The organism is Burkholderia sp. BC1 (assembly GCF_052683555.1).
Genome location: NZ_JBQYLP010000049.1, coordinates 1 through 25,793 on the forward strand (window position 1 = coordinate 1; position 25,793 = coordinate 25,793).

25 protein-coding genes and 2 pseudogenes are annotated in these 25,793 nt (G+C 67.5%); 17 read left to right on the top strand and 10 right to left on the bottom strand.

Annotated elements, in window-relative coordinates:
• Nucleotides 1-97: 97 nt before the first annotated feature.
• Nucleotides 98-415: a hypothetical protein gene (locus ACSHSS_RS21565; RefSeq protein WP_261532395.1), complete on the bottom strand. Its 318-nt coding sequence runs from the start codon at nt 413-415 to the stop codon at nt 98-100.
• 396 nt (nt 416-811) lie between these two features.
• Between ACSHSS_RS21565 and ACSHSS_RS21570 the strand changes: the two genes are divergently transcribed.
• The 3 genes from ACSHSS_RS21570 (at nt 812) to groL (ending at nt 3,644) form a co-directional block, all read left to right on the top strand.
• Nucleotides 812-1,462, top strand: coding sequence for a hypothetical protein (locus ACSHSS_RS21570; RefSeq protein ID WP_006397622.1), 651 nt, complete (start codon nt 812-814; stop codon nt 1,460-1,462).
• A gap of 161 nt (nt 1,463-1,623) precedes the next feature.
• Entirely contained in the window at nt 1,624-1,941 is a 318-nt protein-coding gene (locus tag ACSHSS_RS21575; protein ID WP_006404526.1) for a co-chaperone GroES, read from the top strand.
• 80 nt (nt 1,942-2,021) lie between these two features.
• Nucleotides 2,022-3,644, top strand: coding sequence for a chaperonin GroEL (groL, locus tag ACSHSS_RS21580; RefSeq protein ID WP_006397624.1), 1,623 nt, complete (start codon nt 2,022-2,024; stop codon nt 3,642-3,644).
• Between the two features lie 123 nt (nt 3,645-3,767).
• Here the strand turns inward: groL and ACSHSS_RS21585 are convergent, their stop codons facing one another.
• Nucleotides 3,768-4,637 carry an MBL fold metallo-hydrolase gene (locus ACSHSS_RS21585; protein WP_006410230.1) on the bottom strand — a complete coding sequence of 290 codons (870 nt, stop codon included), beginning with the start codon at nt 4,635-4,637 and terminating at the stop codon, nt 3,768-3,770.
• Between the two features lie 71 nt (nt 4,638-4,708).
• Complete coding sequence (locus ACSHSS_RS21590; RefSeq protein ID WP_105843519.1) at nt 4,709-5,614, bottom strand: manganese catalase family protein; 906 nt, start codon at nt 5,612-5,614, stop codon at nt 4,709-4,711.
• A 370-nt stretch (nt 5,615-5,984) separates the two neighbouring features.
• On the opposite strand from ACSHSS_RS21590, the gene ACSHSS_RS21595 reads away from it, so the two are divergent.
• Nucleotides 5,985-7,322: an Nramp family divalent metal transporter gene (locus tag ACSHSS_RS21595; RefSeq protein ID WP_060111940.1), complete on the top strand. Its 1,338-nt coding sequence runs from the start codon at nt 5,985-5,987 to the stop codon at nt 7,320-7,322.
• Nucleotides 7,323-7,387: 65 nt separating this feature from the next.
• Here ACSHSS_RS21595 and ACSHSS_RS21600 read toward each other — a convergent pair whose 3' ends face one another.
• Both ACSHSS_RS21600 and ACSHSS_RS21605 read right to left on the bottom strand, forming a co-directional pair.
• Nucleotides 7,388-7,822, bottom strand: a complete 435-nt coding sequence (locus tag ACSHSS_RS21600) for a hypothetical protein (protein ID WP_006397628.1) — start codon at nt 7,820-7,822, stop codon at nt 7,388-7,390.
• A 326-nt stretch (nt 7,823-8,148) separates the two neighbouring features.
• The gene (locus tag ACSHSS_RS21605; RefSeq protein ID WP_261532396.1) at nt 8,149-9,507 is read right to left on the bottom strand and encodes an NAD(P)/FAD-dependent oxidoreductase; all 1,359 of its coding nucleotides are present in this window, start codon (nt 9,505-9,507) and stop codon (nt 8,149-8,151) included.
• A 103-nt stretch (nt 9,508-9,610) separates the two neighbouring features.
• On the opposite strand from ACSHSS_RS21605, the gene ACSHSS_RS21610 reads away from it, so the two are divergent.
• A complete protein-coding gene (locus ACSHSS_RS21610) occupies nt 9,611-10,564 on the top strand; it encodes a LysR family transcriptional regulator (protein WP_006397631.1) in 954 nt (317 codons plus the stop codon).
• A 27-nt stretch (nt 10,565-10,591) separates the two neighbouring features.
• Here ACSHSS_RS21610 and ACSHSS_RS21615 read toward each other — a convergent pair whose 3' ends face one another.
• Complete coding sequence (locus tag ACSHSS_RS21615) at nt 10,592-10,771, bottom strand: hypothetical protein (protein WP_006397632.1); 180 nt, start codon at nt 10,769-10,771, stop codon at nt 10,592-10,594.
• Nucleotides 10,772-10,967: 196 nt separating this feature from the next.
• Here ACSHSS_RS21615 and ACSHSS_RS21620 point away from each other — a divergent pair, with 196 nt between their 5' ends.
• Together ACSHSS_RS21620 and ACSHSS_RS21625 are read left to right on the top strand one after the other, a co-directional pair.
• Nucleotides 10,968-11,906, top strand: a complete 939-nt coding sequence (locus ACSHSS_RS21620; protein ID WP_035953593.1) for an AraC family transcriptional regulator — start codon at nt 10,968-10,970, stop codon at nt 11,904-11,906.
• Nucleotides 11,907-12,066: 160 nt separating this feature from the next.
• Nucleotides 12,067-12,948, top strand: coding sequence for an NmrA family NAD(P)-binding protein (locus ACSHSS_RS21625; protein WP_261532397.1), 882 nt, complete (start codon nt 12,067-12,069; stop codon nt 12,946-12,948).
• 60 nt (nt 12,949-13,008) lie between these two features.
• Here the strand turns inward: ACSHSS_RS21625 and ACSHSS_RS21630 are convergent, their stop codons facing one another.
• Nucleotides 13,009-14,205 (bottom strand): benzoate/H(+) symporter BenE family transporter, encoded by a 1,197-nt coding sequence (locus ACSHSS_RS21630; RefSeq protein ID WP_059940690.1) that lies wholly within the window; start codon nt 14,203-14,205, stop codon nt 13,009-13,011.
• A 116-nt stretch (nt 14,206-14,321) separates the two neighbouring features.
• Nucleotides 14,322-15,346 (bottom strand): annotated as a pseudogene (locus ACSHSS_RS21635) (fatty acid desaturase).
• Between the two features lie 326 nt (nt 15,347-15,672).
• Here ACSHSS_RS21635 and ACSHSS_RS21640 point away from each other — a divergent pair.
• On the top strand, nt 15,673-16,497 hold the full coding sequence (locus ACSHSS_RS21640; RefSeq protein ID WP_105825140.1) for a phosphate/phosphite/phosphonate ABC transporter substrate-binding protein: 825 nt from the start codon (nt 15,673-15,675) through the stop codon (nt 16,495-16,497).
• 86 nt (nt 16,498-16,583) lie between these two features.
• Here the strand turns inward: ACSHSS_RS21640 and ACSHSS_RS21645 are convergent, their stop codons facing one another.
• Nucleotides 16,584-17,339: a GntR family transcriptional regulator gene (locus tag ACSHSS_RS21645; protein ID WP_105843512.1), complete on the bottom strand. Its 756-nt coding sequence runs from the start codon at nt 17,337-17,339 to the stop codon at nt 16,584-16,586.
• A 1-nt stretch (nt 17,340) separates the two neighbouring features.
• Complete coding sequence (locus tag ACSHSS_RS21650; protein WP_006397639.1) at nt 17,341-19,029, bottom strand: sigma-54-dependent Fis family transcriptional regulator; 1,689 nt, start codon at nt 19,027-19,029, stop codon at nt 17,341-17,343.
• A 124-nt stretch (nt 19,030-19,153) separates the two neighbouring features.
• Between ACSHSS_RS21650 and ACSHSS_RS21655 the strand changes: the two genes are divergently transcribed.
• From ACSHSS_RS21655 to ACSHSS_RS21695, 9 genes and pseudogenes are all read left to right on the top strand, one after another.
• Complete coding sequence (locus ACSHSS_RS21655; protein ID WP_261532399.1) at nt 19,154-19,546, top strand: phenol hydroxylase subunit; 393 nt, start codon at nt 19,154-19,156, stop codon at nt 19,544-19,546.
• Between the two features lie 16 nt (nt 19,547-19,562).
• Complete coding sequence (locus ACSHSS_RS21660) at nt 19,563-20,561, top strand: phenol hydroxylase (RefSeq protein ID WP_261532400.1); 999 nt, start codon at nt 19,563-19,565, stop codon at nt 20,559-20,561.
• 28 nt (nt 20,562-20,589) lie between these two features.
• Nucleotides 20,590-20,859 (top strand): MmoB/DmpM family protein, encoded by a 270-nt coding sequence (locus ACSHSS_RS21665; RefSeq protein ID WP_445545535.1) that lies wholly within the window; start codon nt 20,590-20,592, stop codon nt 20,857-20,859.
• 38 nt (nt 20,860-20,897) lie between these two features.
• A pseudogene (locus ACSHSS_RS21670) lies at nt 20,898-22,452 on the top strand (aromatic/alkene/methane monooxygenase hydroxylase/oxygenase subunit alpha).
• A 67-nt stretch (nt 22,453-22,519) separates the two neighbouring features.
• Complete coding sequence (locus ACSHSS_RS21675; RefSeq protein ID WP_006397644.1) at nt 22,520-22,876, top strand: phenol hydroxylase subunit P4; 357 nt, start codon at nt 22,520-22,522, stop codon at nt 22,874-22,876.
• 25 nt (nt 22,877-22,901) lie between these two features.
• The gene (locus ACSHSS_RS21680) at nt 22,902-23,966 is read left to right on the top strand and encodes an NADH:ubiquinone reductase (Na(+)-transporting) subunit F (protein ID WP_006413997.1); all 1,065 of its coding nucleotides are present in this window, start codon (nt 22,902-22,904) and stop codon (nt 23,964-23,966) included.
• Between the two features lies 1 nt (nt 23,967).
• Complete coding sequence (locus ACSHSS_RS21685; protein ID WP_006397646.1) at nt 23,968-24,324, top strand: 2Fe-2S iron-sulfur cluster-binding protein; 357 nt, start codon at nt 23,968-23,970, stop codon at nt 24,322-24,324.
• Between the two features lie 17 nt (nt 24,325-24,341).
• On the top strand, nt 24,342-25,286 hold the full coding sequence (locus ACSHSS_RS21690; RefSeq protein ID WP_060040118.1) for a catechol 2,3-dioxygenase: 945 nt from the start codon (nt 24,342-24,344) through the stop codon (nt 25,284-25,286).
• A gap of 24 nt (nt 25,287-25,310) precedes the next feature.
• On the top strand, nt 25,311-25,760 hold the full coding sequence (locus tag ACSHSS_RS21695; RefSeq protein ID WP_217264255.1) for a GlcG/HbpS family heme-binding protein: 450 nt from the start codon (nt 25,311-25,313) through the stop codon (nt 25,758-25,760).
• Nucleotides 25,761-25,793: the final 33 nt, after the last annotated feature.

Genomic DNA, 25,793 nt, shown 5'->3' on the forward strand with positions numbered 1-25,793 from the left:
TCCTCGGCTACGTCTGCGATGACCGCCGAGCCGAATAAATCAGCGTTTCCTTAAAGGAAATATTGCCGCGTGCCTGTGCCTGCGGCGCGCGGCGCATTCACGCGCTGCTTTCCGATACGCCGTCGTTGGCCGGGTTCGCGGCGATGCGCGCGTGCGGCGGCGGCGCATCGTCGGCCACGTTGACTTCGAGCGGCGGCGGACGTCGGCGTGCGGGCGCCGGCGGCGTCGGATCGAACGCGTCCAGCAGCGAGCGGCCGCGCGCGGTCAGATGCGCGCGCCGCGTACCGCCGGCGGCATGTTCGAGCATCACGAGCTGGCGTTCCAGCAACGTGTCCAGTTCGGCGCGGGTCATATCGAGCTGATCGGGCGCATGACGGACCAGCATCAGTGTCGCGAATTCGTGAGGGCTGAGCATGTTCGTCTCTCGGGTTCGATCGTCGGAAATGAACGCGGCGGCGCGCAGTGCAGCGACGTGCGCGGTTCGATCGGTCGGCGTTCGGCGTTCGGCGTTCGGCCCGTGGCGCGATCGCGGCAAGCGCAACGGCGCGCGCCGCACGGCGGTCGGCGCAGGAACGATGCGCCGGCTTGCGACACGAAGAGGGCGGGCGTGGCTCGTCGCGGGCTTCCGATCGAGCCGCGCGTCGAACGGCAACCGGACGACGCGTGACCGTTCGTCCGTCCGCGACCGCTTCGTCGACACACCGATCGAAACACGCAGCGCGCAAACAGCGGCTGCCTTGAGCGACACCTAAAATAGATCGGCAAACGCGAATTTCAAGAGGCTCTTCGACCCAGCACATACGGAGGCTTCATGGATCTATTCGACATCGTGGAAGAGCAGATGGACGCGATGCGGCTGCCGCTGTACGCGGTGACCGTGACGGCGGCGGCACGCGTGAACACGCCGCTGATCGCGATCCTGCACTGGCACGGCTTTCGGCGCGAAACGCCGCTCGAGTTGCCGGGCATCGCGATACCGCCGCGCCCCGTGCCGGGCTGCGCGATCCAGATCGGCAGCGCGTGGCACGCGTTCGAAGCGGTCGACGCGATGCTGCTCGACGCCGCGTGGCGGCTCGGCGCATGGGAGCTCGAACGCATCGAGCGGCGCGCGTGCACCGAGATCGGCGCGCCGGCATCCGAAGCGCTCGCGTGCCGCCAGGCATTCGGCGACTACGACAGCGGCGCACCGGCCGAGCACCATCTCGTCGACGGCGCGCCCGATCGCGGCGAGCTGATGCAGCTGGCCGCGCGCAAGGGCTACCTGCGGTGGATGTTCCGGCCCGTGAAGGGCGGGTTGTGGCGTGCCCTCGACGAGCGCGACGACACGCTCGACGCCGACGGCGGCCGCCGCCCGCCGTGTCCGATCGCGCCACGGCCGATCGTGCCGCGCCCGCGTCGCGTGGCCCGCGCGGCGCGCACCGTGTACCGCCTCGGCGACGTCCGCGGCATCCTGCTGCGCTGAAACATTTTGTTACGTATTCGCGATTCGTCGGCCTCTTGAAGCGCGCGGCGGGCGCCACTATTTCGCTTTCCGCCAATCGACGGCACGACCGCACGCGAGCCATGCGCCCCGCGTGCGCGGTCGGATTCCTTTTTGGTGATCTCATCGCTCAGGAGATGAAAATGCAGATTCGTCCCCTCTACGACCGGGTTATCGTCAAGCGAATCGAACAGCAGCGGACGACGGCCTCGGGCATCGTGATTCCCGACTCCGCCGCGGAAAAGCCCGAGCAGGGCGAAGTCATCGCAGTCGGCAGCGGCCGGCTGCTCCAGGACGGCTCGCAGCGCCCGCTGCAATTGAAGGTCGGCGACCAGGTTCTCTTCGGCAAATATGCAGGCCAGACCGTGAAGGTAGACGGCGAGGAACTGCTCGTGATGCGCGAAGAGGACGTGATGGGCGTACTCGAACCTGAATCGTCCGCCGCACGCAAGGCGGCCTGATCCCCCGATTCGACCGCGGCGCACGGCGCGCAGCCGGAGCGCGCGGCATTTCGTACAACGACATTATCCGGAGCAACAACATGGCAGCAAAAGACGTGAAGTTCCACGACGGCGCGCGTAGCCGGATCGTGAAGGGCGTGAACGTACTCGCCGATGCGGTGAAGGTGACGCTGGGCCCGAAGGGCCGCAACGTACTGATCGAGCGCAGCTTCGGCGCGCCGACGATCACGAAGGACGGCGTGTCGGTCGCGAAGGAAATCGAGCTGAAGGACCGCTTCGAGAACATGGGCGCGCAGGTGGTCAAGCAGGTCGCGTCGAAGACGGCCGACGTCGCCGGCGACGGTACGACGACCGCGACCGTGCTCGCGCAGGCGATCGTGCAGGAAGGGATGAAGCACGTCGCGGCCGGCATCAACCCGATGGACCTGAAGCGCGGCATCGACAAGGCGGTCGGCGCGGTGCTCGACGAGTTGCGCAAGCTGTCGCGTCCGATCGCGACCAACAAGGAAATCGCGCAGGTCGGCGCGATCTCGGCGAACTCGGACGAAGCGATCGGCAAGATCATCGCGGACGCGATGGAGCGCGTCGGCAAGGAAGGCGTGATCACCGTCGAGGACGGCAAGTCGCTCGAGAACGAGCTCGAAGTCGTCGAAGGGATGCAGTTCGATCGCGGCTACGTGAGCCCGTACTTCATCAACGATCCGGAGAAGCAGGCCGCCTATCTCGACGACCCGCTGATCCTGCTGCATGACAAGAAGATCTCGAGCATCCGCGATCTGCTGCCGATCCTCGAGGCCGCATCGAAGGCCGGCAAGCCGCTGCTGATCGTCGCCGAGGACGTCGACGGCGAAGCGCTCGCGACGCTCGTCGTCAACGCGATGCGCGGCATCCTGAAGGTCGCCGCGGTGAAGGCGCCGGGCTTCGGCGATCGCCGCAAGGCGATGCTCGAGGACATCGCGATCCTCACCGGCGCGACCGTCATCTCCGAGGAAACCGGCAAGCAGCTCGAGAAGGCCACGCTCGAGGATCTCGGCCGCGCGAAGCGCGTCGAGGTGCGCAAGGACGACACGATCATCATCGACGGCGCGGGCGATCCGGCGCGCATCGACGCGCGCGTGAAGGCAATCCGCGTGCAGATCGACGAAGCGACGAGCGACTACGATCGCGAGAAGCTGCAGGAGCGCGTCGCGAAGCTCGCGGGCGGCGTCGCGGTGATCAAGGTCGGCGCGGCCACCGAAGTCGAAATGAAGGAGAAGAAGGATCGCGTCGACGATGCGCTGCATGCGACGCGCGCGGCCGTCGAGGAAGGGATCGTGCCGGGCGGCGGCGTCGCGCTGCTGCGCGCACGCGCGGCGCTCGCCGACATCAAGGGCGCGAATGCCGACCAGGACGCCGGCATCCGGATCGTGCTGCGCGCGCTTGAAGCGCCGCTGCGCGTGATCGTGTCGAACGCGGGCGAAGAGCCGTCGGTCGTGATCGCGAAGGTGCTCGAAGGCAAGGGCAACTTCGGCTACAACGCGGCGACCGGCGAGTATGGCGATCTCGTCGAAGCGGGCGTCGTCGATCCGACCAAGGTCACGCGCACCGCGCTGCAGAACGCCGCGTCGATCGCCGGCCTGATCCTGACGACGGACGCGACCGTCGCCGACGCACCGAAGGACGAAAGCGCGGCGCCGGCGCCGTCGCCCGCCCTCGACTACTGAGCGGCGGTCTTACCGCCCGGTCTCGGCCCGCCGGCCTGTCGCCGGCCGGCGCGGCTCCCGTTCGGCGCACGCGGCGTCACACCCGCGCTGCGCCGTTTTTTTTCCTCACGTCGTACCGATACTTCACACGTCGTGCCGCGACGCGGGTACGCCGGCCGGCACGTCCGCCGCGCGATCCGCGAGCCGTTCGAACTCGGACGGATCGTGACTGCTGAACACCAGCACGCCGTTGCGGCGCTGCGCGAGCGCGCGCAACGCAGCCTGATTCGCGAGCCGCGCGCGGCGGTCCTTCTCCAGCATCCATTGATACATCCGCAAGCCGACATGGCATTGCGGATTCGCATTCATCTCGCGCGCGTCGAAGTACGCGTCGGCCGCGTTCAGCAGCCAGCCGTGCGCGGTCTCGATCGCGATGCCGGCATGCCCGAGCGTGTGGCCGCGCAGCGGAACGAGCAGGATCGACGGCGGCAGGCCCGCGAGCGCCTTCACGCCCGCGAAGCCCTGCCATGTCTCGCCGCCGTCCGGATACGTGCGCCACTTGCCGGACGTCGACCACTGCTGCGGACGGAAGCGCTGCCGATCCATCCAGGTGCGCTGCGCGGCCGCATACGCGCGCTCGGTTTCGAGCAGATGCACGGTCGCCTCTGGGAAATCGTCGAGTCCGCCCGCGTGGTCGAAGTCGAGATGGCTCAGCACGATATGGCGGACGTCGCGCGGATCGTAGCCGAGCCGTTCGATCTGCCGGATCGCGGTCATTTCCTCGCGAAACGCGGGACTCACGAGCCCGAGAAAGAACCGGCTGAGCCGCGAACGCGGATCGGCGACGTCGCGCAAGCCGAAGCCGGTATCGACGAGCACCAGCGAATCGCGCGTCTCGATCAATACGCAGTGGCATGCGAGCGAGCCGCGTTCGAAGATGCCGTGCCGACTGCCGTTCATCAGGCGCCCGCAGAGCGGGCACGTCGAGATGCAGTTCAGGTGATGGATCACCATGACGGTCGCTCCGCGGCGCGTACAGACGAGGCGGACGGCCGCATGCGCGGCCCGCCCGCTCGGCGCACGTGTCAGCTGCGCTCCGGCTTGTCGGCGTCCGGCGACTGCTCGACCGGCGCACCGGTGCCGAGCTCGGCACCGGTCGTCGGGTCGCAGTTCGGGTCCGAACGCAATCGCTGCGCGAGCGCGTCGATCGCCTCCGCCTGCTGCGCTTCGAGCATGCCTTCCGCGATGCCGGTGCCACCGTCCACCGCCGGCTCGGCCGGCCGCACTTCCAGATCGCCGCCGTGGTTCCACGGTCCGATCAGCGGTTCGGCGTCCGGCTGCATCCGGAAGTACACGCGATCGTACGGCTCCATCGGCGGCAGCTTGCCGGGCGGGAAGTTCGCATCGATCGCATACAGCGCCTTCTCGAACGACTTCTGATGCGAGACCTCGCGCGTCATCAGAAAGCCGAGCGCGTCGCGCACGTTCGGATCGTCGGTCACGTTGATCAGCCGTTCGTAGATGATCTTCGCACGCGCCTCGGCCGCGATGTTCGAGCGCAGGTCGGCCGTCGGCTCGCCGATCGTGTCGATGTACGCGGCGCTCCACGGCACCGCGCCCGAGTTCGTCAGCGGCGAGCCGGCGCCGTACAGCAGCTGCGTCACGTGGCTGTCGTTGCCCGCGCCGTTCAGCTTGCGGTACAGCTCCGCCTGCTCGTCGACCGCTTCCGCGAGTTCGCCCTTCGCGCCGCGATTCAGCATCGCGACGAGCGATCCGATCACTTCGAGGTGGCTCAGCTCCTCGGTGGCGATATCCAGCAGCATGTCCTTGCGGCCCGGATCTTCCTCGGTGATCGCCTGCGTGAAGTAGCGCATCGCGGCGGCGAGTTCGCCCTGCGGGCCGCCGAACTGTTCGAGCAGCAGGTTGGCGAGACCGGGGTTCGGTGCGTCGACTCGCACCGTGTACTGCAATCGGGTGTTGTGAATGAACATGGCATCTCCGTGTGAGTGGTCCACGCGTTTCGCGACGCCGATGCAGCACGAAGCGGTCCCGTCGCGGCCGGGCATACGGAATGCTTGCGTGACAACGATGCGCCGACGCGGGCTCGGGCAGCAGTCGTCACCGCTGCCGAACCGTATCGGAACGCGGCGCACGGTGCGTCGCGGGCGGAAGTCGCGAAGGGGACGAATGCGGCTGCTTTACGGCGTCCGTCGATTGCGCGTCGCGCGGCATTGCCGTCGCTACGTCGTCGCGCTGTCGTGCCTTTCGCGGCGGATTTTTCAAGTGCCTTGCATTTCCGGCGCATCGTAAGTGCCCGTTCGCGGCCGCCGCGTGCCGCCGCCCATTCCCGAAGGAGGGACGATGTCGACTGTCGGCCGTAATCCACTGACCGAGCGCACTGCGTCGGGCATCCGCGACGTGTTCGCCGGCAGGCGGCGCGGCCCCGGCACGCTGTTCCTGTTCGCGGGGCCGGCCGTGATCGCGTCGGTCGCGTATATGGACCCCGGCAACTTCGCGACCAACATTCGTGCAGGCGCGCAGTTCGGCTATGCACTGCTATGGGTCGTGCTGCTCGCGAACGTGATCGCGATGCTGTTTCAGTCGCTGTCGGCGAAGCTCGGCATCGTGACGGGCCGCAACCTCGCGGAGCTGTGCGCCGAGCACTTCCCGCGGCCGATCGTCTATGCGATGTGGATCGTCAGCGAACTGGCGGCGATGGCGACCGATCTCGCGGAATTCCTCGGCGGCGCGATCGCGCTGGCGCTGCTGTTCGAGCTGCCGCTGATCGTCGGGATGTTCGTCGTCGCGATCGTCACGTACGCGATCCTGCTGTTCGACCGGAACGGCTTTCGGCCGATGGAGATCATGGTCGGCGCGCTGGTCAGCCTGATCGGGCTCTGCTATCTCGCGGAGATGTTCATCGCGCCGGTGGACTGGGCGCAGGTCGCGATGCACGCGGTCGTGCCGCAGATGCCGCGCGGCGATGCGCTACTCGTGTCGGTCGGCATCGTCGGCGCGACGGTGATGCCGCACGCGCTCTATCTGCACTCGGGGCTCACGCAGCGCCGCGTGCCGGGGCTCGATGCGGCACAGCGCCGGCTGCTGGTGCGCTATTCGAACCTCGAGGTGATCGTCGCGCTGTCGGTGGCGGGCGCGATCAACATGGCGATGGTCATCATGGCGAGCGCCGCGTTTCATGCGGGGTTCAGCGACGTCGCGGAAATCGAGACCGCGTATCACACGCTGACGCCGCTGCTCGGCACGACGGCCGCCGCATTCTTTCTCGTGTCGCTGATGAGCTCCGGCATTTCGAGCTCCGCCGTCGGCACGCTCGCCGGACAGATGATCATGCAGGGCTTCGTCGGCTTCCGGATGCCGGTGTGGCTGCGGCGGCTCGTGACGATGGTGCCCGCGTTCATCGTCGTCGGCGTCGGTGTCGATGCGACGCAGGCGCTACTGATCAGTCAGGTCGTGCTGTCGTTCGTGCTGCCGGTGCCGATGGCGGCGCTCGTCTACTTCACCGCGCGTCGCGACATCATGGGCGACTTCGTCACGCGTCCGGCGATGCGCTGGACCGCAATCGCGGCCGCGGTCGTCATCGCCGTGTTGAATCTCGGCCTGGGTGTCGCGATGGTGCAGAACGCGACGTCGACGGACGCGGCCGCACCTGCTGCTGCGCACGGCGGCGCGTCGTCCTGATGGCGGGATGAAGCGGAGTCGGTGCGGCGTGCACGCCGCGTGACGGCCGACGGCGTGCTGCGCGCTCAGTGCACGCCGGCCGGCGCGATCGCGCGCACGGTGTCGGTGATGCGCATGCAATGCGACAGCCCGAAATTCTCGGCTTCGCGGCGTTCCGGTTCGCTGCTCGCGAGGGCGGCGGCACGCTCGGGCGGCACGCCGAGCGCCTGCAGCGCGACGTCGAACGGATGCTGATTCGCGGCGCGATCGCGCTGATCCGCATCGCTGACGACGACCGAGAAGCGGTCGAGATTCGCACGGCCGAACTGACCTTCGAACATGTCGCTGAGCCGCGCGGCCGGCAGCGTCGTGACGAGCCCGAGCCGATAGCCGTGCTCCGATGCACTGTCGAGCCACTGGATGATGGCATCGCGCTGATGACGCGCTTCGCGCGAATCGGGTGTCGCTTCGATTTGTTCGAATGCGGCGTCGAGTCGGGTGACGATGGCTTCGATGACCACGATGATTCCTCTCCAGAGACGTGACGGTCCGTTCGCTGACGGGAATGCCGAACACCTTAGCGTCGAACCGAAACGCCCAACCAATTAATCTTTTTACCCGACTCATAGGGTTCGGCTAATGAATGCCGGGCAAACGCAATGCCCGCGTGCCATGTGCCCGAATCGCATGTGTGATCGCGTCGTGCCTCGCATTGACGGGGTTCAATGTGATGCACACGAATCGTGCATGGCAACGGGGTGGCGAATTCGCCATGCGAAAAAAAGGGCGGCGTACCGTGCGACAGTCGCGGTACGCCGCCTTTTTTCGCATCGCGCACGGCGGTGCTTCAGTGCAGCTTGATCGACGGCTGATTGCGGCTTTGCAGCCAGTGGCTCAGCGACTGGAACAGTGCGCGCTTGATGCCGTACAGGCTGAACAGGTGCTTGCGATACAGGAACTTGTATAGCCCGATCGCGGCGAGCCCGTCGACGATCAGCGAACGCGAGTGCATGCCGAGTTCGGCCTGATAGACGGCGCCGGCATGCCCGAGCGACACGACCGTGCCGGCATCGCGGAACGTGAAGCCCGCGACCGGCTTGCCGGCGATGCGGCGCGCGAACGCCTGGCTCAGATAGACGGCCTGCTGATGCGCGACCTGCGCGCGCGGCGGCAGACAGCCGCTCGCGCCGTCCGACGGACACGCGGCGCAGTCGCCGAACGCGTACACGTGCGGATCGTCGGGCGTCTGCAGCGTATCGGTAACGATCACCTGATTCGACCGGTTGAGTGCGATGCCGTCGAGTTCGCGCAGGATCGCCGGCCCTGCGACGCCGGCGGCCCAGATGGTGATGTCGCTCGCGAGCCGTTCGCCGTTCGCGATCGTCACCGCATCGGCGCCGACTTCGGCGACGCGCGTATCGGTCAGCACCTCGACGTTCAGCGCGCGCAGCTGCGCGTGCATCTTGTCCGACAGCCGTGCATCGAGCGCCGGCAGAATGCGTGGCGCGCCTTCGATCAGACGGATCCGCACGTCGCGCGCGCCGTCGAGCGCCTTGAACCGATACGTCGTCAGCTGCTGGACCGCGTGACGCAGCGCGGCCGCCAGTTCGACGCCCGTCGCGCCCGCGCCGATCACGCTGATGCTGACCGGCGCGGCAGGCTGCGCCGGCTGCTGCTCGGCGCGATGGTTCGCCTTCGTGCAGGCCGCGAGAAACTTGCGGCGGAAGTCTTCGGCCTGATCGAGGTTTTCGAGCGGCAGTGCATGGCGCGCCGCGCCCGGCACGCCGAAGAAGTTCGTCACGCTGCCGACCGCGAGCACCAGATCGTCGTAGGCGAGCGTGCGCGCCGGCAGGATTTCGGTGCCGTCCGCGTCGTGCACCGCGCTGATCGTCGCGATGCGCGCCGCGCGGTCGACGCGTTGCAGTGCGCCCTGCACGAAGCGGAAGCCGTGCCGCTTCGCCTGCGCCGCGTATTCGATCGTGTGCGACGCCGGATCGCGATGGCCCGATGCCGCTTCGTGCAGCAGCGGCTTCCAGAAGTGCGTCGGATAGCGGTCGATGAGTACGACTTCGGCGTGGCCGCGGCGGCCGATCGTGTCGCCGAGGCGTGTCGCGAGATGCAGGCCGCCGGCGCCGCCGCCGACGATCACGATGCGCGGCACACGCGGTGCGGCGGGCGCGGCAACGAGAGGCGTGGTGTTGTCCATGTTCGGGCTCCTGCTGATGACGAATATCGGGATGACATTGCTCAGGAACCGACGATATAGTTTGGCAACCCATCGAACAATTCAATGTTTATAAGCGACTCATATGTATTCACTTATAGGAAAGACCGCGACGTTCCGGCAGCTGAAGGCGCTCGACATGATTGCGCGGCTCGGCAGCGTGTCGCGCGCGGCCGAAGAGCTGAACCTCACGCAGCCGGCCGTGTCGCTGCAGGTGCGGCTGCTCGAGGAGGCGGTCGGCGCCGCCTTGCTGCAGCGTGTGGGACGCGGCGTGCAGCTGACGGCGGCCGGCGAGATCGTCGCGCGCTATGCGCGCGAGATCCTGCATCTGTGGAGCGAAGCCGGTGACGAAGTGGCCGCGCTGACGGGCGATCTCGGCGGCACGCTGCGCATCGGCGCGATCACGACGGCCGAATACCTGATTCCGCCGTTGCTCGTGAAATTCACCGCGACGCGGCCGCACGTGAAGACGTACTTCAAGGTCGGCAACCGCGACGACATCATCCGGATGCTCGCGACGCATGAAATCGATCTCGCCGTGATGGGCAGCGCACCGAAGGAGCTGCGCACGCATGCGGTCGAATTCGCGAAGCATCCGATGGTGTTCGTCGCGGCGCCCGATCATCCGCTGATGCAGCGCAAGCGCGTCGCGCTGAAGGATCTCGAATCGGCGCATCTGCTCGTGCGCGAACGCGGCGCGGGCACGCGCTCGACGGTCGAGAGCCTGTTCAAGACCTCCGGCTACCGCTTCCATGTGGGCTCCGAACTGTCGAGCAACGAAGCGATCAAGCAGATGGCCGAGGCGGGGCTCGGTGTCGCGTTCCTGTCGCTGCATGCATGCGCGCTCGAACTGCGTACGGGGCTGCTCAAGCAGTTGCCGTTTCCCGGCAATCCGATCGAGCGCGAGTGGTACGTGGTCACGGTTGCCGACCGCCGCATCTCGCAGGTGACGGGGCTGTTCCGCGATTTCCTGATCCGGCAGGGCGCGCCGGTGATCGACGGCGCGACGAGCGCGTCGCACGAGCGGCGACGCAAGTGACGGGCGGGCGGCGGCGCGGGTTCCGTGTCAGCCGAGGCCGAAATCGTCGTTGCTATCGGGGATCGACGCGAGCAGCCGTTCGAGCCGATGCCAGCCGACGACGCGCGCACACCATTTGCCGATGCCCGCAAGCGGGCCGCCGGCGCGCGGCGCGGCGGCGCGCGACCGTGTCGCACAGGCGGCGCGGGACAGGCAACATTCACGCATGACGCTCTCCTTGGATGCCGGATACCGGATGCCGCGATCGTAAGCGGCACCGTGCGGGATCGCGCGCACGCGTGGATGCTTTGAGCAGAAACGGATGATTTTTTTGGGCGTGCGCCGCGCGGGCCGTGCGGGGCCGGCACGCGTTCCGAAAACGCGTCACAATGCGCGATCGACATCCGTTCTCGGGAGAGCCGCCATGAGCGACCCGATTCACACGGCAGCGCCGGACGACGGCGTGCCGGTCAGCCTGCGCTCGAGCCGCGGCCGCGGCTGGCGCGGTTTCGGCGCCGCGCTGCTCGGCATTCGCGCGGGAACGTACCGGATTCCGGCGGCCGACCATCACCGGATCGGCGTGCATGTCGGCGCGCCGGTGCGCGCGGACTGCGCGTGCGACGGCCAGCGCATGACGCGCATTCAGGCGCACGGCGACATCGACGTGATTCCGGCCGGGCTGCCCGGCCGGTGGACGGACAGCGCCGACTGCCGGATCCTGCACATCTCGCTCGACGACGCATTCGTGCGCCGCACGGCCGAGCAGCTCGAACTGACGCCGTCGCGCGCGCAGATCCGCCGCCGGATGCAGGTGCGCGATCCGCGGCTGCAGCACATCGCGTGGGCGATGGCGGCTGAACTCGACGCGGAAGAGGCGTCGGATCCGCTATACGCGGAGAGTCTGTGCACCGCGCTCGTCGCGCGGCTGGTCGATGCGCAGCCGCAGTTTCGCGAGCGGCGGCGGATGCTGTCGCCGCAGGCGGCCGCACGTGTCATCGACTATGTCGACGCGCATCTGGACCGGCGTCTGACGCTTGCCGAACTCGCGGCGCTCGTGTCGATCAGCGTGCCGCATTTCAAGGTGCTGTTTCGCGAGACGATCGGGATGCCCGTGCATCAGTACGTGGTGCGGCGGCGCGTCGAGCGCGCGAAGGCGCTGCTGCTCGAAGGGCGGCTCACCCTCAGCCAGATCGCGCTCGAAGCGGGCTTCGCGCATCAGAGCCATATGGCGAACTGGATGAACCGCGTGCTCGGCGCGACGCCCACGGAAATCGCGCGATCGGGCGGGCGCGCGACGACGCTGCGGCTCGTCGACGATCGCGACGGCGAAGAAGCCGCGGAAGCGAACGCGCCGCAACGGTAGCGTTCGATGCGGCCGGCTTCGGGCTTCGCCGCCGCGCCGGCCGCTGCGACGATCCGCACCCGATATCGTCATCGTTTCCTGTCGCGATCATCCGTTCATGCGCGCCACGCGCGCCGCGCGGCCCGACAATCGCCGCATCTTCTCCCGACAGGAGCGAAACATGTTCGTGATCTTCGGTGCATCGGGCCATGTCGGCCTGGCGACGGTAACGGCGCTGCGGGCGGCCGGCCATCCCGTGCGTGCGGTGTTGCGCGAGCCGCGCGGCCGCGAGCGCTTCGCGCAACTCGGCTGCGATGTCGCGATCGCGGATCTCGCCGATCCGCGCGCGGTGGCCGCCGCGCTCGACGGTGCGCATGCGGTGCAGATGCTGTGTCCGGTGCCGGCGCGCGACGCCGATCCGGCCGCGACGATGGCGCACACGATCGAGGTCGCCGTGGAGGCGCTCGGCGCGCATCCGCCCGACGTGTTGCTGGCGCTGTCCGACTATGGTGCGGAACTCGAGGGCAACACCGGCATCACGCGCGTGTTCCGCAATTTCGAGGCACGACTGAAAACGGTTCCGACGCAACTGACGCTGCTGCGCTCGGCCGAGCATCTGCAGAACTGGGCGCGCATGCTGCCGGTGGCGCTCGCGACCGGCGCGCTGCCGAGCCTGCATCATCCGGTCGATCGCATGTTTCCGGCGGTCTGGGCACCCGACGTCGGCGAGATCGCCGCGCAACTGCTGACCGAACACGTCGAGCCGGCGAGCGCGCCGCGCATCGTCAGCGTCGAAGGGCCGCGCCGCGTCAGTGCGCGCGACATCGCGGCGGCGCTCGGCGCGGCAGCCGGACGCGACGTCGTCGCGCATCCGCTACCGCGCGACGCATGGACGCCGACGCTGCTGCGCGCCGGGCTCAGCGCGCGTCATGCGGAACTGATCGTCGATTTGTACGACGTGCACAACGCGGGCCGGATCGATTTCGAACCCGGTTCGGAGCGGCGCTTCGGCACGACGATGCCGGCCGATGCGCTCGCGGCGCTGCTGCGTGCGCATGCGTGAGCGTGGGCGGCGCGTACGTGAGGCAAGCCGCGCCGCGCGTACCGATGCGGCGGCGCGGGCCTATCGGCGCACGCGGTTCAGCACCGCATACGACAGCGAGCCGATCACGATCCCCCAGAACGCGGAGCCGAGCCCGAGCCACGTCATTCCGGACGCCGTCGCGAGAAACGTGATCAGCGATGCCTCGCGATGGCTTTCGTCCTCGAAGATGCCGTGCACGTTGGCGCCGATCGCGCCGATCAGCGCAAGCCCGGCGAGAATCGCGACGAACGCCTTCGGCAGCGCGAAGAACACCGCGACGATCGAGCCCGCGAAAATCCCCGCGATCAGATAGATCAAGCCATTCGCGATGCCCGCGACGTAGCGGCGGTCCGGGTCCTCGTGCGCGTCCTTGCCGGTGCACAGTGCGGCGGTGATCGCCGCGACGACGATCGTGATGCCGCCGAAGCACGCGACGACGAGCGACATGATGCTCGTCGCGGTGATGATCGGGCGAGCGGGCGTCTGATAGCCCGACACGCGCAGGATCGTCATCCCCGGCAGGAACTGGCCCGTCAGGCTCACGACGACGAGCGGCAGCGCGAGGCTCAGCGTCGTGCCGAGCGTCCATTCGGGCGCGATGAATATGGGCCGCGCGATGCTCGGCGATACGAGCGCGAGATGCGTCATGCCGAGCAGCATCGCGAGCGCGGCGCCCGTGAGCAGCACGAGCACGATGCTGTAGCGCGGCAGCAGCCGCTTGAAGATCACGTACGCGGCGATCATTCCGAATGCGAGCACCGGCTGCGCGGAGGCTGCCGCAAACGCGTGCATGCCGAACGGCAATAGGATGCCGGCCATCATGCCGCACGCGATGCCGCGCGGGATGTGGCGCACGAGCCGATCGAAGTAGCCGCTGATGCCGATCAGCAGGATGATCAGCGCGGCCGTGATGTACGCACCGACCGCCTGATTCAGCGTCAGCTGCGGAAACAGTCCGACGAGCAGTGCCGTACCGGGCGCCGACCACGCGGTGACGACCGGCACTTTCAGCTTCCAGCTCGCGAACAGCCCCGACACGCCTGCGCCGATCGAGATCGCCCATACCCACGACGTGACCATCGCGTCGGACGCGTGTGCGGCCTGCGCCGCCTGGAAGAAGATCGCGAGCGGGCCCGCGTACGAAATCAGTACCGCGAGAAAGCCGGCGGTCACGGCGGAAACGGACCAGTCCTGGCCGATCGCGCGCGGCGCGCTGGTCGGGGTATTCGGTTGCATTGTCGTCGGGGAATGGCGGCTCGGCGCGTGGAAGGCGATCGGACCGATCGTGGCTGGTGCGACGAGGTGCCGTCATTCTGGGCGCTGCCGCCGAAATTGACAATTCCCGACTGCGCTTACGTGCTGATCTGCAGATACCCGTCGACGGCCGCGATGCGCGCGCCGCTGCCCGTCGACAGCTACGCCGTGCCCTGATCGAACGGATGGACCGGCGCGTCGGTCGGCCGCCACGCGTGGCGCAGCAACAGTTCGGCATAGCCGCGGCGGATCACGAATCCGTCACACTTTTGCCGGTACGCGTCGCGGCGCATCCGGTAGGCGCGCGGCAGGTCGTACCACGGTAGCGCCGGTAGATCGTGATGGACGAGATGGTAGTTGTTGTTCAGGTACAGCAGGCGCATCGCGAAACCGGCCTCGTTGATCGCGATGCGCGCCTTCGGATGGCGCGCGGCGCGATGCTCGTAGAGCGAGCGGATCATCGCGAGCGAGTGCGCGGGCCACGTGACCGCAACCAGGTAGTACCACCACGGCACGCCGATCGTGCGGTCTAGCCAGACGAGGAGTGCCGCGACGCATGCGACGTGCATCGCCCACATCGGCAGGTCGCGCCATTCGCCGCGCCGGAACGCCGCGCACGCGTCGCGCAGCATCGCCGCGACGCTCGTCGGCGGCCCGACCAGCAGCCGGCCGACGAACGTATTGCGTGCGCTCGACAGCACGCGGCGCCAGCGCGGCAAGCGCGCCCAGCACGCGCGCGACACATAATTCGTTTCGGGGTCGATGCCCGGCACGGTGAGATCGTCGTCGCGATGATGGCGCAGATGCGTCTCGCGATAGACCGTATCGGATACCAGACCGTGAGCGGCGGATAGCCGAGCAGTTTGTTCACATGGATCGAACGCGTCGGGTGGCCGTGCAGCAGTTCGTGCTGCAGCGACAGATGCCATGCGCCGAGCAGGATCAGCGGCGGCGTCGCGGCCGCGAGCGACAGCGCGTGCGCACGCACGGCCAGCAGCACCGCGAGCCAGCCGCCGTAGATGGCCACGATCAGCAGCCAGGTCGGCCATTCCGTGCGGGCAGTGAAACGTGTGCGGAGCGCGGCGATCGCGCGCGCGTGGTCGACGTCGAAATATTCGGCCATGGTGCTGAAGCGCAGCGGCCGCGAAGCCGGCTGCGCGCGATGGCGCGGCCCGGGCGGCCGAACGAAATCATCGGAAGGACGGAACGGGACAACGTCGTCGTGCACCGCCGTGGTGCGCGATGGCGCGTCCGCAAGGTTCCGAACGTAACGCAGCAAACGTTGCGTGGCCAACCAATCGATTGGCATTTGCTTATCGTGCCGGGCGCGCAAAGCTTCGCACCGCGGCCGTGCGACGCGCGCGAGACGCACCTGCAAATGCACCCCGTGCATCGAAATTCGGGATCGCACGTAGTCTCGCGACGTATCCGTGTGCGTAGAATGCCCGCATGAGCCAATGGACCGCCGCACTGCCGATGTATAACGTGACGCCACACCACGCTGCGCTGTGGCTTGCATTGCTGCGCGATGCGCTCGATGCCTTCGCGAAGGCCGGTGGCCCGGCCGACGTCCGCGTGCTGCACGAACCGTTCGGCGATCTGCTCGCGCTGTGGCGGCGCGGCGATCTGCTGCTGTCGCAGACCTGCGGGTTTCCCTATCGGATGCTCGGGTTGCGCGACGCGGTGCAACTGATCGCGACGCCCGCTTTCGACGCCGAGGGCTGCAGCGGCGCCGAGTATCGCAGCGTGCTCGTCGTTTCGGCGCGCGTACATGATGGCGGCGTCACGACGCTCGCCGCATGTCGCGGCCTGCGTGCGGCGTGCAACGGCGCGGATTCGCACAGCGGGATGAACGCGTTCCGGCACGCGGTGGCGCCGCATGCGCACGACGGCCGGTTCTTCGGTTCGGTCACGTCGTTCGGTTCGCACCTGAACGTGCTGCGTGCGCTCGGCGCCGGCGAAGCCGATTGCGCGGCGATCGACTGCGTGACGTTCGCCTATGTGCGCGATGCGCTGCCGGCGTTGTTGAACGACGTGCGCGTGATCGACATGACGGCGCCCGCGCCGGGATTGCCGTTCATCGCGTCGCGCGCGCTCGGCGATGCGCAGGCCGACGCATTGCGCGACGCGCTCGCGAGTGCGGTGAAGGCCGATGCCGCGCGTGCGCGCGCCTTGCGGCTGCGCAGTTTCGAACGGTTGTCGCCGTGCGATTACGACGTGATCCAGCGCTTCGCGCAGGACGCGGCCGTGCACGGCTATCCGGCGCTCGCGTGAGCGCCTGGACGCGCCGTCGGAGTGATGCTTACTCGTCCATCAGCCTGATTTTCAAGCGCTTGCCCCGTGCGTTTACCGGCCGCCGCCTAAAACGGCAGCGCACCGGGCGGCGCGTTGCGCACGACCGCGAGCGTCGCGCCGATATGGTCTTCGAGCGCGAGTGCCGCGCGCGCATCGGCGCGCCGCATCGCGGCTTCGAACAGGCAGGTATGTTCCGCATGCACGTCGCGTTTCGAATCGCCGAGGCCGATGCACACCCGCCGGTAGCGTTCGCTCTGCTGCGACAGCATGCGCAGGATCAGATAGGTCCACGGCGTCGCGGCCGCCGAGATCAGCGCTTCGTGAAAGCGCCGGTTGCACGCTTCCCAGGCGGTCCGATGCTCGATCGACACGGGCTGCTCCCACGCCGACAGCATCTCGAAGCTTTGTCGCACTCGCTGCTCCCACGCGGCATCGCCCGAGCGCACCGATTCGCGCAGCGCGTCGACCTCGATATGAATCCGCAGCCGCGTGATCGCCTCGAGATCGGCGACCGACATCGGCGTCACGCGGAATCCGCGCTGCCCTTCGGCGACCACCAGCGCATCGCTGACGAGCCGCGTCAGTGCCTCGCGCAGCGTGCCCGCACCGACGCCGTATACGTTCTTCAGATGTTCGACGCGCAGTTTCGCGCCCGGCGGGTAGTGCCCTTCGACGATATGCTGCCGCAGCTGATGGTAGGCGTGCTCGCTCAGCGTGCGTGCATGCGGCTCGATCGCGTCGTCGTCGGCGGGAACGGTCGCGCCCGCCGCATCGTCCGGCAGAGAATCGGCCCGCGGATAGTCGGGCAGGATGGTGTTCATGTCACGCGTCCTCCTGGTCCTGTTTGCGGTTCAGGCGATAGCTGAGCTGCGCGCGCGTCAGACCGAGCAGGCGCGCGGCGGCCGACAGGTTGCCGTTCGCACGGTCGACCGCTTCGTGCAGCAACGCGCGTTCGAGCCCGTCGAGGCCGCCGCCGCCCTGCAACTGGTCGAGCAGGCTGCCGCAATCGATCGTCATCGTGGGCGCCGGCCGGATCTGCCCTGCGCGGTCGACCGTGGCGCCGCCCGGCAGCCCGACGCCGGGGAACAGGTCCTTCGCGTCGACGGCGAGGTTGGGCCGCGACAGGATCACCGCGCGCTCGATCAGGTTCTCCAGTTCGCGCACGTTGCCGGGCCAGCGGTAGCTGCGCAGCGCGTCGTAGGCATAGTCGGTCAGCTTCGGCGCGGGCTTGCCGTGCAGCGACGCGAAGCGCGCGAGCATCGCGTCGGCGAGCAGCACAATGTCGTCCTGCCGCTCGCGCAGCGGCGGAATCGTTACCGGGTAGACGTTGATCCGGTAATAGAGATCGGCGCGGAAGCTGCCGTCGCGCACGGCCTGTTCGAGGTCGCGGTTGGTCGCCGCGACGATGCGGACGTCGACCTTGCGGCTGTCGGTCGCGCCGAGCCGTTCGACCTCGCCCTCCTGCAGCACGCGCAGCAGCTTCGCCTGTACGTCGAGCGGCAGCTCGCCGATTTCGTCGAGGAACAGCGTGCCGCCGTCCGCGCGTTCGAAGCGCCCGGCGCGCGCGGCCTGCGAGCCGGTAAACGCGCCTTTCTCCGCGCCGAACAGCTCGGATTCGATCAGCGAGTGGGGAATCGCCGCGCAATTGATCGCGACGAACGGCTTCGCGGCGCGTGGGCTGAGGCAGTGCAGCGCCCGCGCGAAGCGCTCCTTGCCGACACCGGTTTCGCCTGTCAGCAGCACGGCGACCTTGGTCGGCGCGGCCGTCTCCAGCAGCGTGTAAGCCGCGCGGAACGCATCGGAGCGCCCGACGAGCCGGGTCCGCTCGTCGTCGGGCGAGATCTCGAGACGCAGCGATTCGACCTCGGTCTGCAGGTCGCGAATCGTATTGATCAGCGAGTCGGCCTTGAACCACGACGAGATTTCGTCGGCGTCCGGCCATTCCTCGGCCGGCTTGCCGACGATCGTGCAGTGCGGATCGTGCATGCCGACGCAGGTCGTCTCCTTGAACAGGATCTCGCGGCCGATGAAGGCGCTCGTGTAGCCGGTCGCATAGCCGATCAGCATCCAGCACACCGGCTCGGGCTGCGGGCCGAACGTGCGCAGATGTACGTCGGCTTCCCATGAATGTTCCCAGCGGTATTCGCAATGGAACGCGCCCGTCGCCGGATCGGCATCGAATCGCAGCGGCGTGACCTGCACAGCGCCTTCGAGCATGTGCAGTTGCGGACCGACATGGAACATGTCGAACAGCGACGCGCCGCTGCGGATCTCGCGCGCGAGCGCCGCGTCGCGCTCGCCGGCCGCGAAGCCGACGCGCGTGAAGAACCGCCGCGTCTGCGCCGGCCCGACGCTCTCCATCAGTTCCTGACGCAGCGTGGCCAGCGCGCCGGCGTGCAGCAGCACCATCCGCTGGCCGGCGAGCCAGATGCGGCCGTCGCTCGCCGAGAAATGGATCAGCTTGCGCAGGTCGGCATCCGACGGCAAAGGGGGCAGGCTGGACCGCGTCATGTCGTCTCCGTCGAGATATCTCGTGATTTTTCGGAATCCTGCTGCCGGTCGCCCGACCGCGGCGGCGATTTGATCATTTGAGCAAATGCCCGAAGCCGGGTTGCTGAAATGATGAAGAAGGCCGGTGGATCAAGGGTTTGGTGCGGCGATCCGGAGCAGGTTGCCATTCTGGTTAACCGGCATTGTGCTTCGCGAATCCGAATTTTGGCTCAGGGCTTTCCCTGAATTATCGAGATTTTTTACGGTGATCGATGCGCGTGGCACGGTTGCTGCATTGAAGTGCGGCATGGAGGCGACACCGATCATGGATCACACGACAACCGATAAACGCCCGTTCGATCCGGGTTGCAAGTACGTCCGGGTAACGGGCACCCACCCCCGAGGCTTCGTCGAATTCGAGCTGTCGATCGGCGGCGCACCGGAATTGTTCGTCGAGCTGACCTTGCCTCCTGCCGCCTTCGACGCGTTCTGCCGAGAGCAGCGCGTGACGCGGCTGAACGACGAAGCGAACCCATGACCTTGAGGAGCAGGAAGTGACCATCGAGCTGAAGACAGTCGACATCAAGCCGCTGCGGTACACCTTCGCGCACGTGGCGCGGCAGATCGGCGGCGACAAGACGGCGACACGCTACCAGGAAGGGATGATGGGCGCACAGCCCCAGGCGAACTTCCACTATCGTCCGACCTGGGATCCCGATTACGAGATCTTCGACGCGTCGCGCACCGCGATCCGGATGGCGAACTGGTATGCGCTGAAGGACCCGCGCCAGTTCTACTACGCATCGTGGGCGACCGCCCGCGCACGCCAGCAGGACACGATGGAAGCGAACTTCGAGTTCGTCGAATCGCGCCGGATGATCGATCTGATGCCCGACGACGTGGCCGCGCATGCGCTCGACATCCTCGTGCCGCTGCGCCACGCGGCGTGGGGCGCCAACATGAACAACGCGCAGATCTGCGCGCTCGGCTACGGCACCGCGCTGACCGGCGCCGCGATGTTCCATGCGATGGACAACCTCGGCGTCGCGCAGTACCTCACGCGCCTGGCGCTGTCGATGGCCGGCCCCGACACGCTCGACGCGGCGAAAGCCGCGTGGCAGATGGACGACGCGTGGCAGCCGCTGCGCCGCTATGTCGAGGATACGTTCGTCGTCGCCGATCCGATCGAACTGTTCGTCGCGCAGAACCTCGCACTCGACGGCCTGCTGTATCCGCTCGTCTACGACCGTTTCGTCGACGAACGGATCGCGCTCGCCGGCGGCTCGGCGGTGGCGATGCTGACGGCGTTCATGCCTGAATGGCACGCCGAATCGAACCGCTGGATCGATGCGGTCGTCAAGACGATGGCTGCCGAATCCGACGACAACCGCGCATTGCTCGCGCGCTGGACGCACGACTGGGCCGCGCGCGCGGCCGACGCGCTGGCGCCGATCGCCGCGCGCGCATTGCGCGACGCAGGCGGCGCGGCGCTCGACGAAGCGGGCGAGCAGTTCCGCGCGCGCATCGACAAGCTCGGCCTCGCTCTGGGCTGACGCTCATCCTTCAACAGGGGAAACACGCATGTCCAACGTATTCATCGCCTTTCAGGCCAATGAGGAGTCCATACCGATCGTCGAGGCGATCGTCGCGGACAACCCGAACGCGGTGGTCGTCGAATCGCCCGGCATGGTGAAGATCGATTCGCCGAACCGGCTGACGATTCGCCGCGACACGATCGAGGAACTGACCGGCGCGCGCTTCGACCTGCAGCAGATCCAGGTGAACCTGATCACGCTGTCGGGCCACATCGACGAGGACGACGACCAGTTCACGCTGAGCTGGTCGCACTGAAGGCCGCATCTCGCGCCACCCCAATATCGGAGACACGCATGGACACGCCAACGCTCAAGAAAAAGCTGGGCCTGAAGGACCGCTACGCCGCGATGACGCGCGGCCTCGGCTGGGAGACGACCTACCAGCCGATGGACAAGGTCTTCCCGTACGACCGCTACGAGGGCATCAAGATCCACGACTGGGACAAGTGGGTCGATCCGTTCCGGCTGACGATGGACGCGTACTGGAAATACCAGGGCGAGAAGGAAAAGAAGCTCTACGCGGTGATCGACGCGTTCACGCAGAACAACGCGTTTCTCGGCGTGACCGATGCGCGCTAGCTACATCAACGCGCTGAAGCTGTTCATCCAGGGCGTGACGCCGCTCGAGTATTACGCGCATCGCGGCTTCGCGCACGTCGGCCGGCACTTCACCGGCGAAGGTGCGCGCATCGCGTGCCAGATGCAGTCGATCGACGAGCTGCGGCACTACCAGACCGAAACGCACGCGATGTCGACGTACAACAAGTTCTTCAACGGCTTCCATCACTCGAACCACTGGTTCGATCGCGTGTGGTACCTGTCGGTGCCGAAGTCGTTCTTCGAGGATGCGTACTCGGCCGGCCCGTTCGAGTTCCTGACCGCGGTCAGCTTCTCGTTCGAATACGTGCTGACGAACCTGCTGTTCGTGCCGTTCATGTCGGGCGCCGCCTACAACGGCGACATGTCGACCGTGACGTTCGGCTTCTCCGCGCAGTCGGACGAGTCGCGCCACATGACGCTCGGCATCGAGTGCATCAAGTTCATGCTCGAACAGGATCCCGACAACGTGCCGATCGTGCAGCGCTGGATCGACAAGTGGTTCTGGCGCGGCTACCGGCTGCTGACGCTGGTCGCGATGATGATGGACTACATGCAGCCGAAGCGCGTGATGAGCTGGCGCGAATCGTGGGAGATGTACGCGGAGCAGAACGGCGGTGCGCTGTTCAAGGATCTCGCGCGCTACGGCATCCGCGAGCCGAAGGGCTGGCAGGACGCGTGCGAAGGCAAGGACCACATCAGCCACCAGGCGTGGTCGACGTTCTACGGGTTCAACGCGGCGTCGGCCTTCCATACGTGGGTGCCGAGCGACGAAGAGATGGCGTGGCTGTCCGCGAAGTACCCGGATTCGTTCGACCGCTACTACCGTCCGCGTTTCGAGTACTGGGGCGAGCAGGCGAAGGCCGGCAACCGCTTCTACATGAAGACGCTGCCGATGCTGTGCCAGACCTGCCAGATCCCGATGCTGTTCACCGAGCCCGGCAACCCGACGAAGATCGGCGCGCGCGAGTCGGACTATCTCGGCAACAAGTTCCATTTCTGCAGCGACCACTGCAAGGAAATTTTCGATCACGAGCCGCAGAAATACGTGCAGGCGTGGCTGCCCGTGCATCAGATCTACCAGGGCAACTGCTTCCCGCCCGATGCCGATCCGCGCGCCGAAGGCTTCGATCCGCTCGCCGCAGTGCTCGACTACTACGAGGTGGAGATGGGGCGTGACAACCTCGACTTCGACGGCTCGGAAGACCAGAAGAACTTCGCCGCATGGCGTGGCCAGGCCACGCGCAACTGATCGATACGCAACCTCGAACGAGACCGGCGCACGCGCACACGCGAACGCCGGCCGACAGGAGACAAGCATGGCCGTCATCGCACTCAAACCCTACGACTTCCCGATCAAGGACGCGGTCGGGAATTTCCCCGCGCCGCTGCTGTACGTGTGCTGGGAAGACCACCTGATGTTCCCGGCGCCGTTCTGCCTGCCGCTGCCGCCGGACATGCCGTTCGGCGCACTCGCGCGCGACGTGCTGCCGCCCGCCTACGGCTATCACCCGGACTTCGCGAAGATCGACTGGGATCGCGTCGAGTGGTTCCGGTCCGGCAAGCCGTGGACGCCGGACGCGTCGAAGAGCCTGGCCGACAACGGCCTCGGGCACAAGGACCTGATCAGCTTCCGCACGCCGGGCCTCGACGGCCTCGGCGGTGCGTGCTTCTGATCGCCGTACGGACGGGCGAACCATCATGAGCCATCAACTTACCATCGAGCCGCTCGGCGTCACGATCGAGGTCGACGAAGGGCAGACGATGCTCGACGCGGCGCTGCGCCAGGGCATCTACATTCCGCACGCCTGCTGTCACGGGCTCTGCGGCACCTGCAAGGTCGCGGTGCTGGACGGCGAGACCGATCTCGGCGACGCGAATCCGTTCGCGCTGATGGACTTCGAGCGCGAGGAAGGCAAGGCGCTCGCATGCTGCGCGACCTTGCAGGCCGATACGGTGATCGAGGCCGACGTCGACGAAGATCCGGACGCGGAAATCATCCCGGTCAGGGACTTCGCGGCCGACGTCACGCGCATCGAGCAGCTGACGCCGACCATCAAGTCGATCCGGCTGAAGCTGTCGCAGCCGATCCATTTCCAGGCGGGCCAGTACGTGCAGCTCGAGATTCCCGGGCTCGGGCAGAGCCGTGCGTTCTCGATCGCGAACGCGCCGGCCGACGTCGCGGCCACCGGCGAGATCGAGCTGAACGTGCGGCAGGTGCCGGGCGGTCTCGGCACCGGCTATCTGCACGAACGGCTCGCGACCGGCGACCGCGTGCGCCTGTCGGGCCCGTACGGCCGCTTCTTCGTGCGCCGCTCGGCCGCGCTGCCGATGATCTTCATGGCGGGCGGCTCGGGTCTGTCGAGCCCGCGCTCGATGATCGCCGACCTGCTCGCGAGCGGCGTCACCGCGCCGATCACGCTGATCTACGGGCAGCGCAACGCGAAGGAGCTCTATTACCACGACGAATTCCGCGCGCTCGCCGAACGCTATCCGAACTTCACGTACGTGCCGGCGCTGTCGGAAGGCGCGGCCGATGCCGGCGACGGCATCGCGCAGGGCTTCGTGCACGACGTCGCGAAGGCGCACTTCAACGGCGACTTCTCGGGTCATCAGGCCTACCTGTGCGGGCCGCCCGCGATGATCGACGCGTGCATCACCGCGCTGATGCAGGGCCGCCTGTTCGAGCGCGACATCTTTCACGAGAAGTTCATCTCGGCGGCCGACGCGCAGCAGACGCGCAGCCCGCTGTTCCGCCGGGTGTGACATGGACACGAGCCGCGTGTGCGGAACGGTGACGATCGCGCAGACCGACGAGCGCTATGCGTGCGTCGGCGGCGAATCGCTGCTGGCCGGAATGGCGAAGCTCGGCCGGCGCGGCATTCCGGTCGGCTGCCTGAACGGCGGCTGCGGTGTGTGCAAGGTGCGTGTGCTGCGCGGTGCGGTGCGCAAGCTCGGGCCGATCAGCCGCGCGCATGTGAGCGCCGACGAGGAGGACCAAGGCTATGCGCTCGCGTGCCGCGTGGCGCCGGACGGCGACGTCGAACTGGAAGTGGCCGGCCGCCTGAAGAAACCGTTCTTCTGCGGCACGGCCTGCGCCGACGCGCCGGTTTTCAAAAAGTAATCTGGAGGAGACTCACCATGGGTGTGATGCGTATTGGTCATGTCAATCTGAAGGTGATGGACATGGAGGCGGCGCTGCGGCATTACGTGCGCGTGCTCGGCATGCAGGAGACGATGCGCGACGCGGCCGGCAACGTCTACCTGAAGTGCTGGGACGAGTGGGACAAGTATTCGCTGATCCTGTCGCCGTCCGACCAGGCCGGGCTCCGGCATGCCGCCTACAAGGTCGAGCACGACGCGGACCTCGACGCGCTGCAGCGGCGCATCGATGCCTACGGAATCGCGACCGAGATGCTGCCGGAAGGCACGCTGCCGGGCGTGGGCCGCCAGTTGCGCTTCCTGCTGCCGAGCGGGCACGAGCTGCGCCTGTTCGCGAAGAAGGAGCTGGTCGGCACGGCGGTCGGCTCGCTGAATCCCGATCCCTGGCCGGACGACATTCCGGGCTCGGCCGTGCACTGGCTCGACCACTGCCTGCTGATGTGCGAGCTCGATCCAGAAGCGGGCGTGAACCGCGTCGAGGAGAACACGCGCTTCATGGCCGAATGCCTCGACTTCCACCTCGCCGAGCAGGTGATGGTCGGCCCCGGCAACACGATCCAGGCCGCGACGTGGATGTTCCGCAGCACGACGCCGCACGACATCGCGTTCGTCGGCGGCCCGCGCAACGGTCTGCATCACATCGCGTTCTTCCTCGACGACTGGGCCGACGTGCTGAAGTCGGCCGACGTGATGGCGAAGAACAAGGTGAAGATCGACGTCGCGCCGACGCGCCACGGGATCACGCGCGGCACCACGATCTACTTCTTCGATCCGAGCGGCAACCGCAACGAGACCTTCGCGGGGCTCGGCTATCTCGCGCAGCCCGACCGCCCCGTCACGACCTGGACCGAGGAGCAACTCGGGCGCGGCATCTTCTTCCACTCCGGTGAGCTGAACGAAGCGTTCACGACCGTCTACACCTGATCAACGGCACAGGAGCGCAACGTCATGGCTCGCAACGATTCGACCCGCAGCGTCGCCACACGTGCGATCGACTGGCCCGCCGCGTCGCATGCCGCGCAGGCAGCGGCGCAGGCCGCCGAGCGCCTCGGCGTGCGCGTGAACGTCGCCGTCGTCGACGCGGGCGGTCTGCTCGCGGCCTTCGTGCGAATGCCCGGCGCGCCGCTGCATTCGATCGACATCGCGATCGACAAGGCGTACACGGCCGCGAGCTTCGGCTTGCCGACCGGTGCATGGCACGACGCGCTGGCCGCGCATTCGGAGGCCGTGCGGCAAGGGCTCGTGCTGCGCGCGCGGTTCGTCGCGTTCGGCGGCGGGTTGCCGATCGTCGAGGACGGCGTGCGGATCGGCGGCATCGGCGTGTCGGGCGGCAGCGAGGCGCAGGACGAACGCTGTGCACGCGCGGGCCTCGACGCCGTCGGCCTCGGCGGTACGTGACGGACGACGGGGCACCGCAAACATTGTTCTCGG

Excerpts from the sequence above, each read along its gene's own strand:
- ACSHSS_RS21645 (WP_105843512.1), bottom strand. The coding sequence starts at position 17,339 with ATGAACACCATCCTGCCCGACTATCCGCGGGCCGATTCTCTGCCGGAC.
- ACSHSS_RS21650 (WP_006397639.1), bottom strand. The coding sequence starts at position 19,029 with ATGACGCGGTCCAGCCTGCCCCCTTTGCCGTCGGATGCCGACCTGCGC.
- ACSHSS_RS21630 (WP_059940690.1), bottom strand. The coding sequence starts at position 14,205 with ATGCAACCGAATACCCCGACCAGCGCGCCGCGCGCGATCGGCCAGGAC.
- ACSHSS_RS21680 (WP_006413997.1), top strand. The coding sequence starts at position 22,902 with ATGAGCCATCAACTTACCATCGAGCCGCTCGGCGTCACGATCGAGGTC.
- groL (WP_006397624.1), top strand. The coding sequence starts at position 2,022 with ATGGCAGCAAAAGACGTGAAGTTCCACGACGGCGCGCGTAGCCGGATC.
- ACSHSS_RS21575 (WP_006404526.1), top strand. The coding sequence starts at position 1,624 with ATGCAGATTCGTCCCCTCTACGACCGGGTTATCGTCAAGCGAATCGAA.
- ACSHSS_RS21685 (WP_006397646.1), top strand. The coding sequence starts at position 23,968 with ATGGACACGAGCCGCGTGTGCGGAACGGTGACGATCGCGCAGACCGAC.
- ACSHSS_RS21620 (WP_035953593.1), top strand. The coding sequence starts at position 10,968 with ATGAGCGACCCGATTCACACGGCAGCGCCGGACGACGGCGTGCCGGTC.
- ACSHSS_RS21695 (WP_217264255.1), top strand. The coding sequence starts at position 25,311 with ATGGCTCGCAACGATTCGACCCGCAGCGTCGCCACACGTGCGATCGAC.
- ACSHSS_RS21675 (WP_006397644.1), top strand. The coding sequence starts at position 22,520 with ATGGCCGTCATCGCACTCAAACCCTACGACTTCCCGATCAAGGACGCG.
- ACSHSS_RS21585 (WP_006410230.1), bottom strand. The coding sequence starts at position 4,637 with ATGGTGATCCATCACCTGAACTGCATCTCGACGTGCCCGCTCTGCGGG.
- ACSHSS_RS21625 (WP_261532397.1), top strand. The coding sequence starts at position 12,067 with ATGTTCGTGATCTTCGGTGCATCGGGCCATGTCGGCCTGGCGACGGTA.
- ACSHSS_RS21690 (WP_060040118.1), top strand. The coding sequence starts at position 24,342 with ATGGGTGTGATGCGTATTGGTCATGTCAATCTGAAGGTGATGGACATG.
- ACSHSS_RS21615 (WP_006397632.1), bottom strand. The coding sequence starts at position 10,771 with ATGCGTGAATGTTGCCTGTCCCGCGCCGCCTGTGCGACACGGTCGCGC.
- ACSHSS_RS21590 (WP_105843519.1), bottom strand. The coding sequence starts at position 5,614 with ATGTTCATTCACAACACCCGATTGCAGTACACGGTGCGAGTCGACGCA.
- ACSHSS_RS21640 (WP_105825140.1), top strand. The coding sequence starts at position 15,673 with ATGAGCCAATGGACCGCCGCACTGCCGATGTATAACGTGACGCCACAC.
- ACSHSS_RS21570 (WP_006397622.1), top strand. The coding sequence starts at position 812 with ATGGATCTATTCGACATCGTGGAAGAGCAGATGGACGCGATGCGGCTG.
- ACSHSS_RS21605 (WP_261532396.1), bottom strand. The coding sequence starts at position 9,507 with ATGGACAACACCACGCCTCTCGTTGCCGCGCCCGCCGCACCGCGTGTG.
- ACSHSS_RS21610 (WP_006397631.1), top strand. The coding sequence starts at position 9,611 with ATGTATTCACTTATAGGAAAGACCGCGACGTTCCGGCAGCTGAAGGCG.
- ACSHSS_RS21565 (WP_261532395.1), bottom strand. The coding sequence starts at position 415 with ATGCTCAGCCCTCACGAATTCGCGACACTGATGCTGGTCCGTCATGCG.
- ACSHSS_RS21665 (WP_445545535.1), top strand. The coding sequence starts at position 20,590 with ATGTCCAACGTATTCATCGCCTTTCAGGCCAATGAGGAGTCCATACCG.
- ACSHSS_RS21595 (WP_060111940.1), top strand. The coding sequence starts at position 5,985 with ATGTCGACTGTCGGCCGTAATCCACTGACCGAGCGCACTGCGTCGGGC.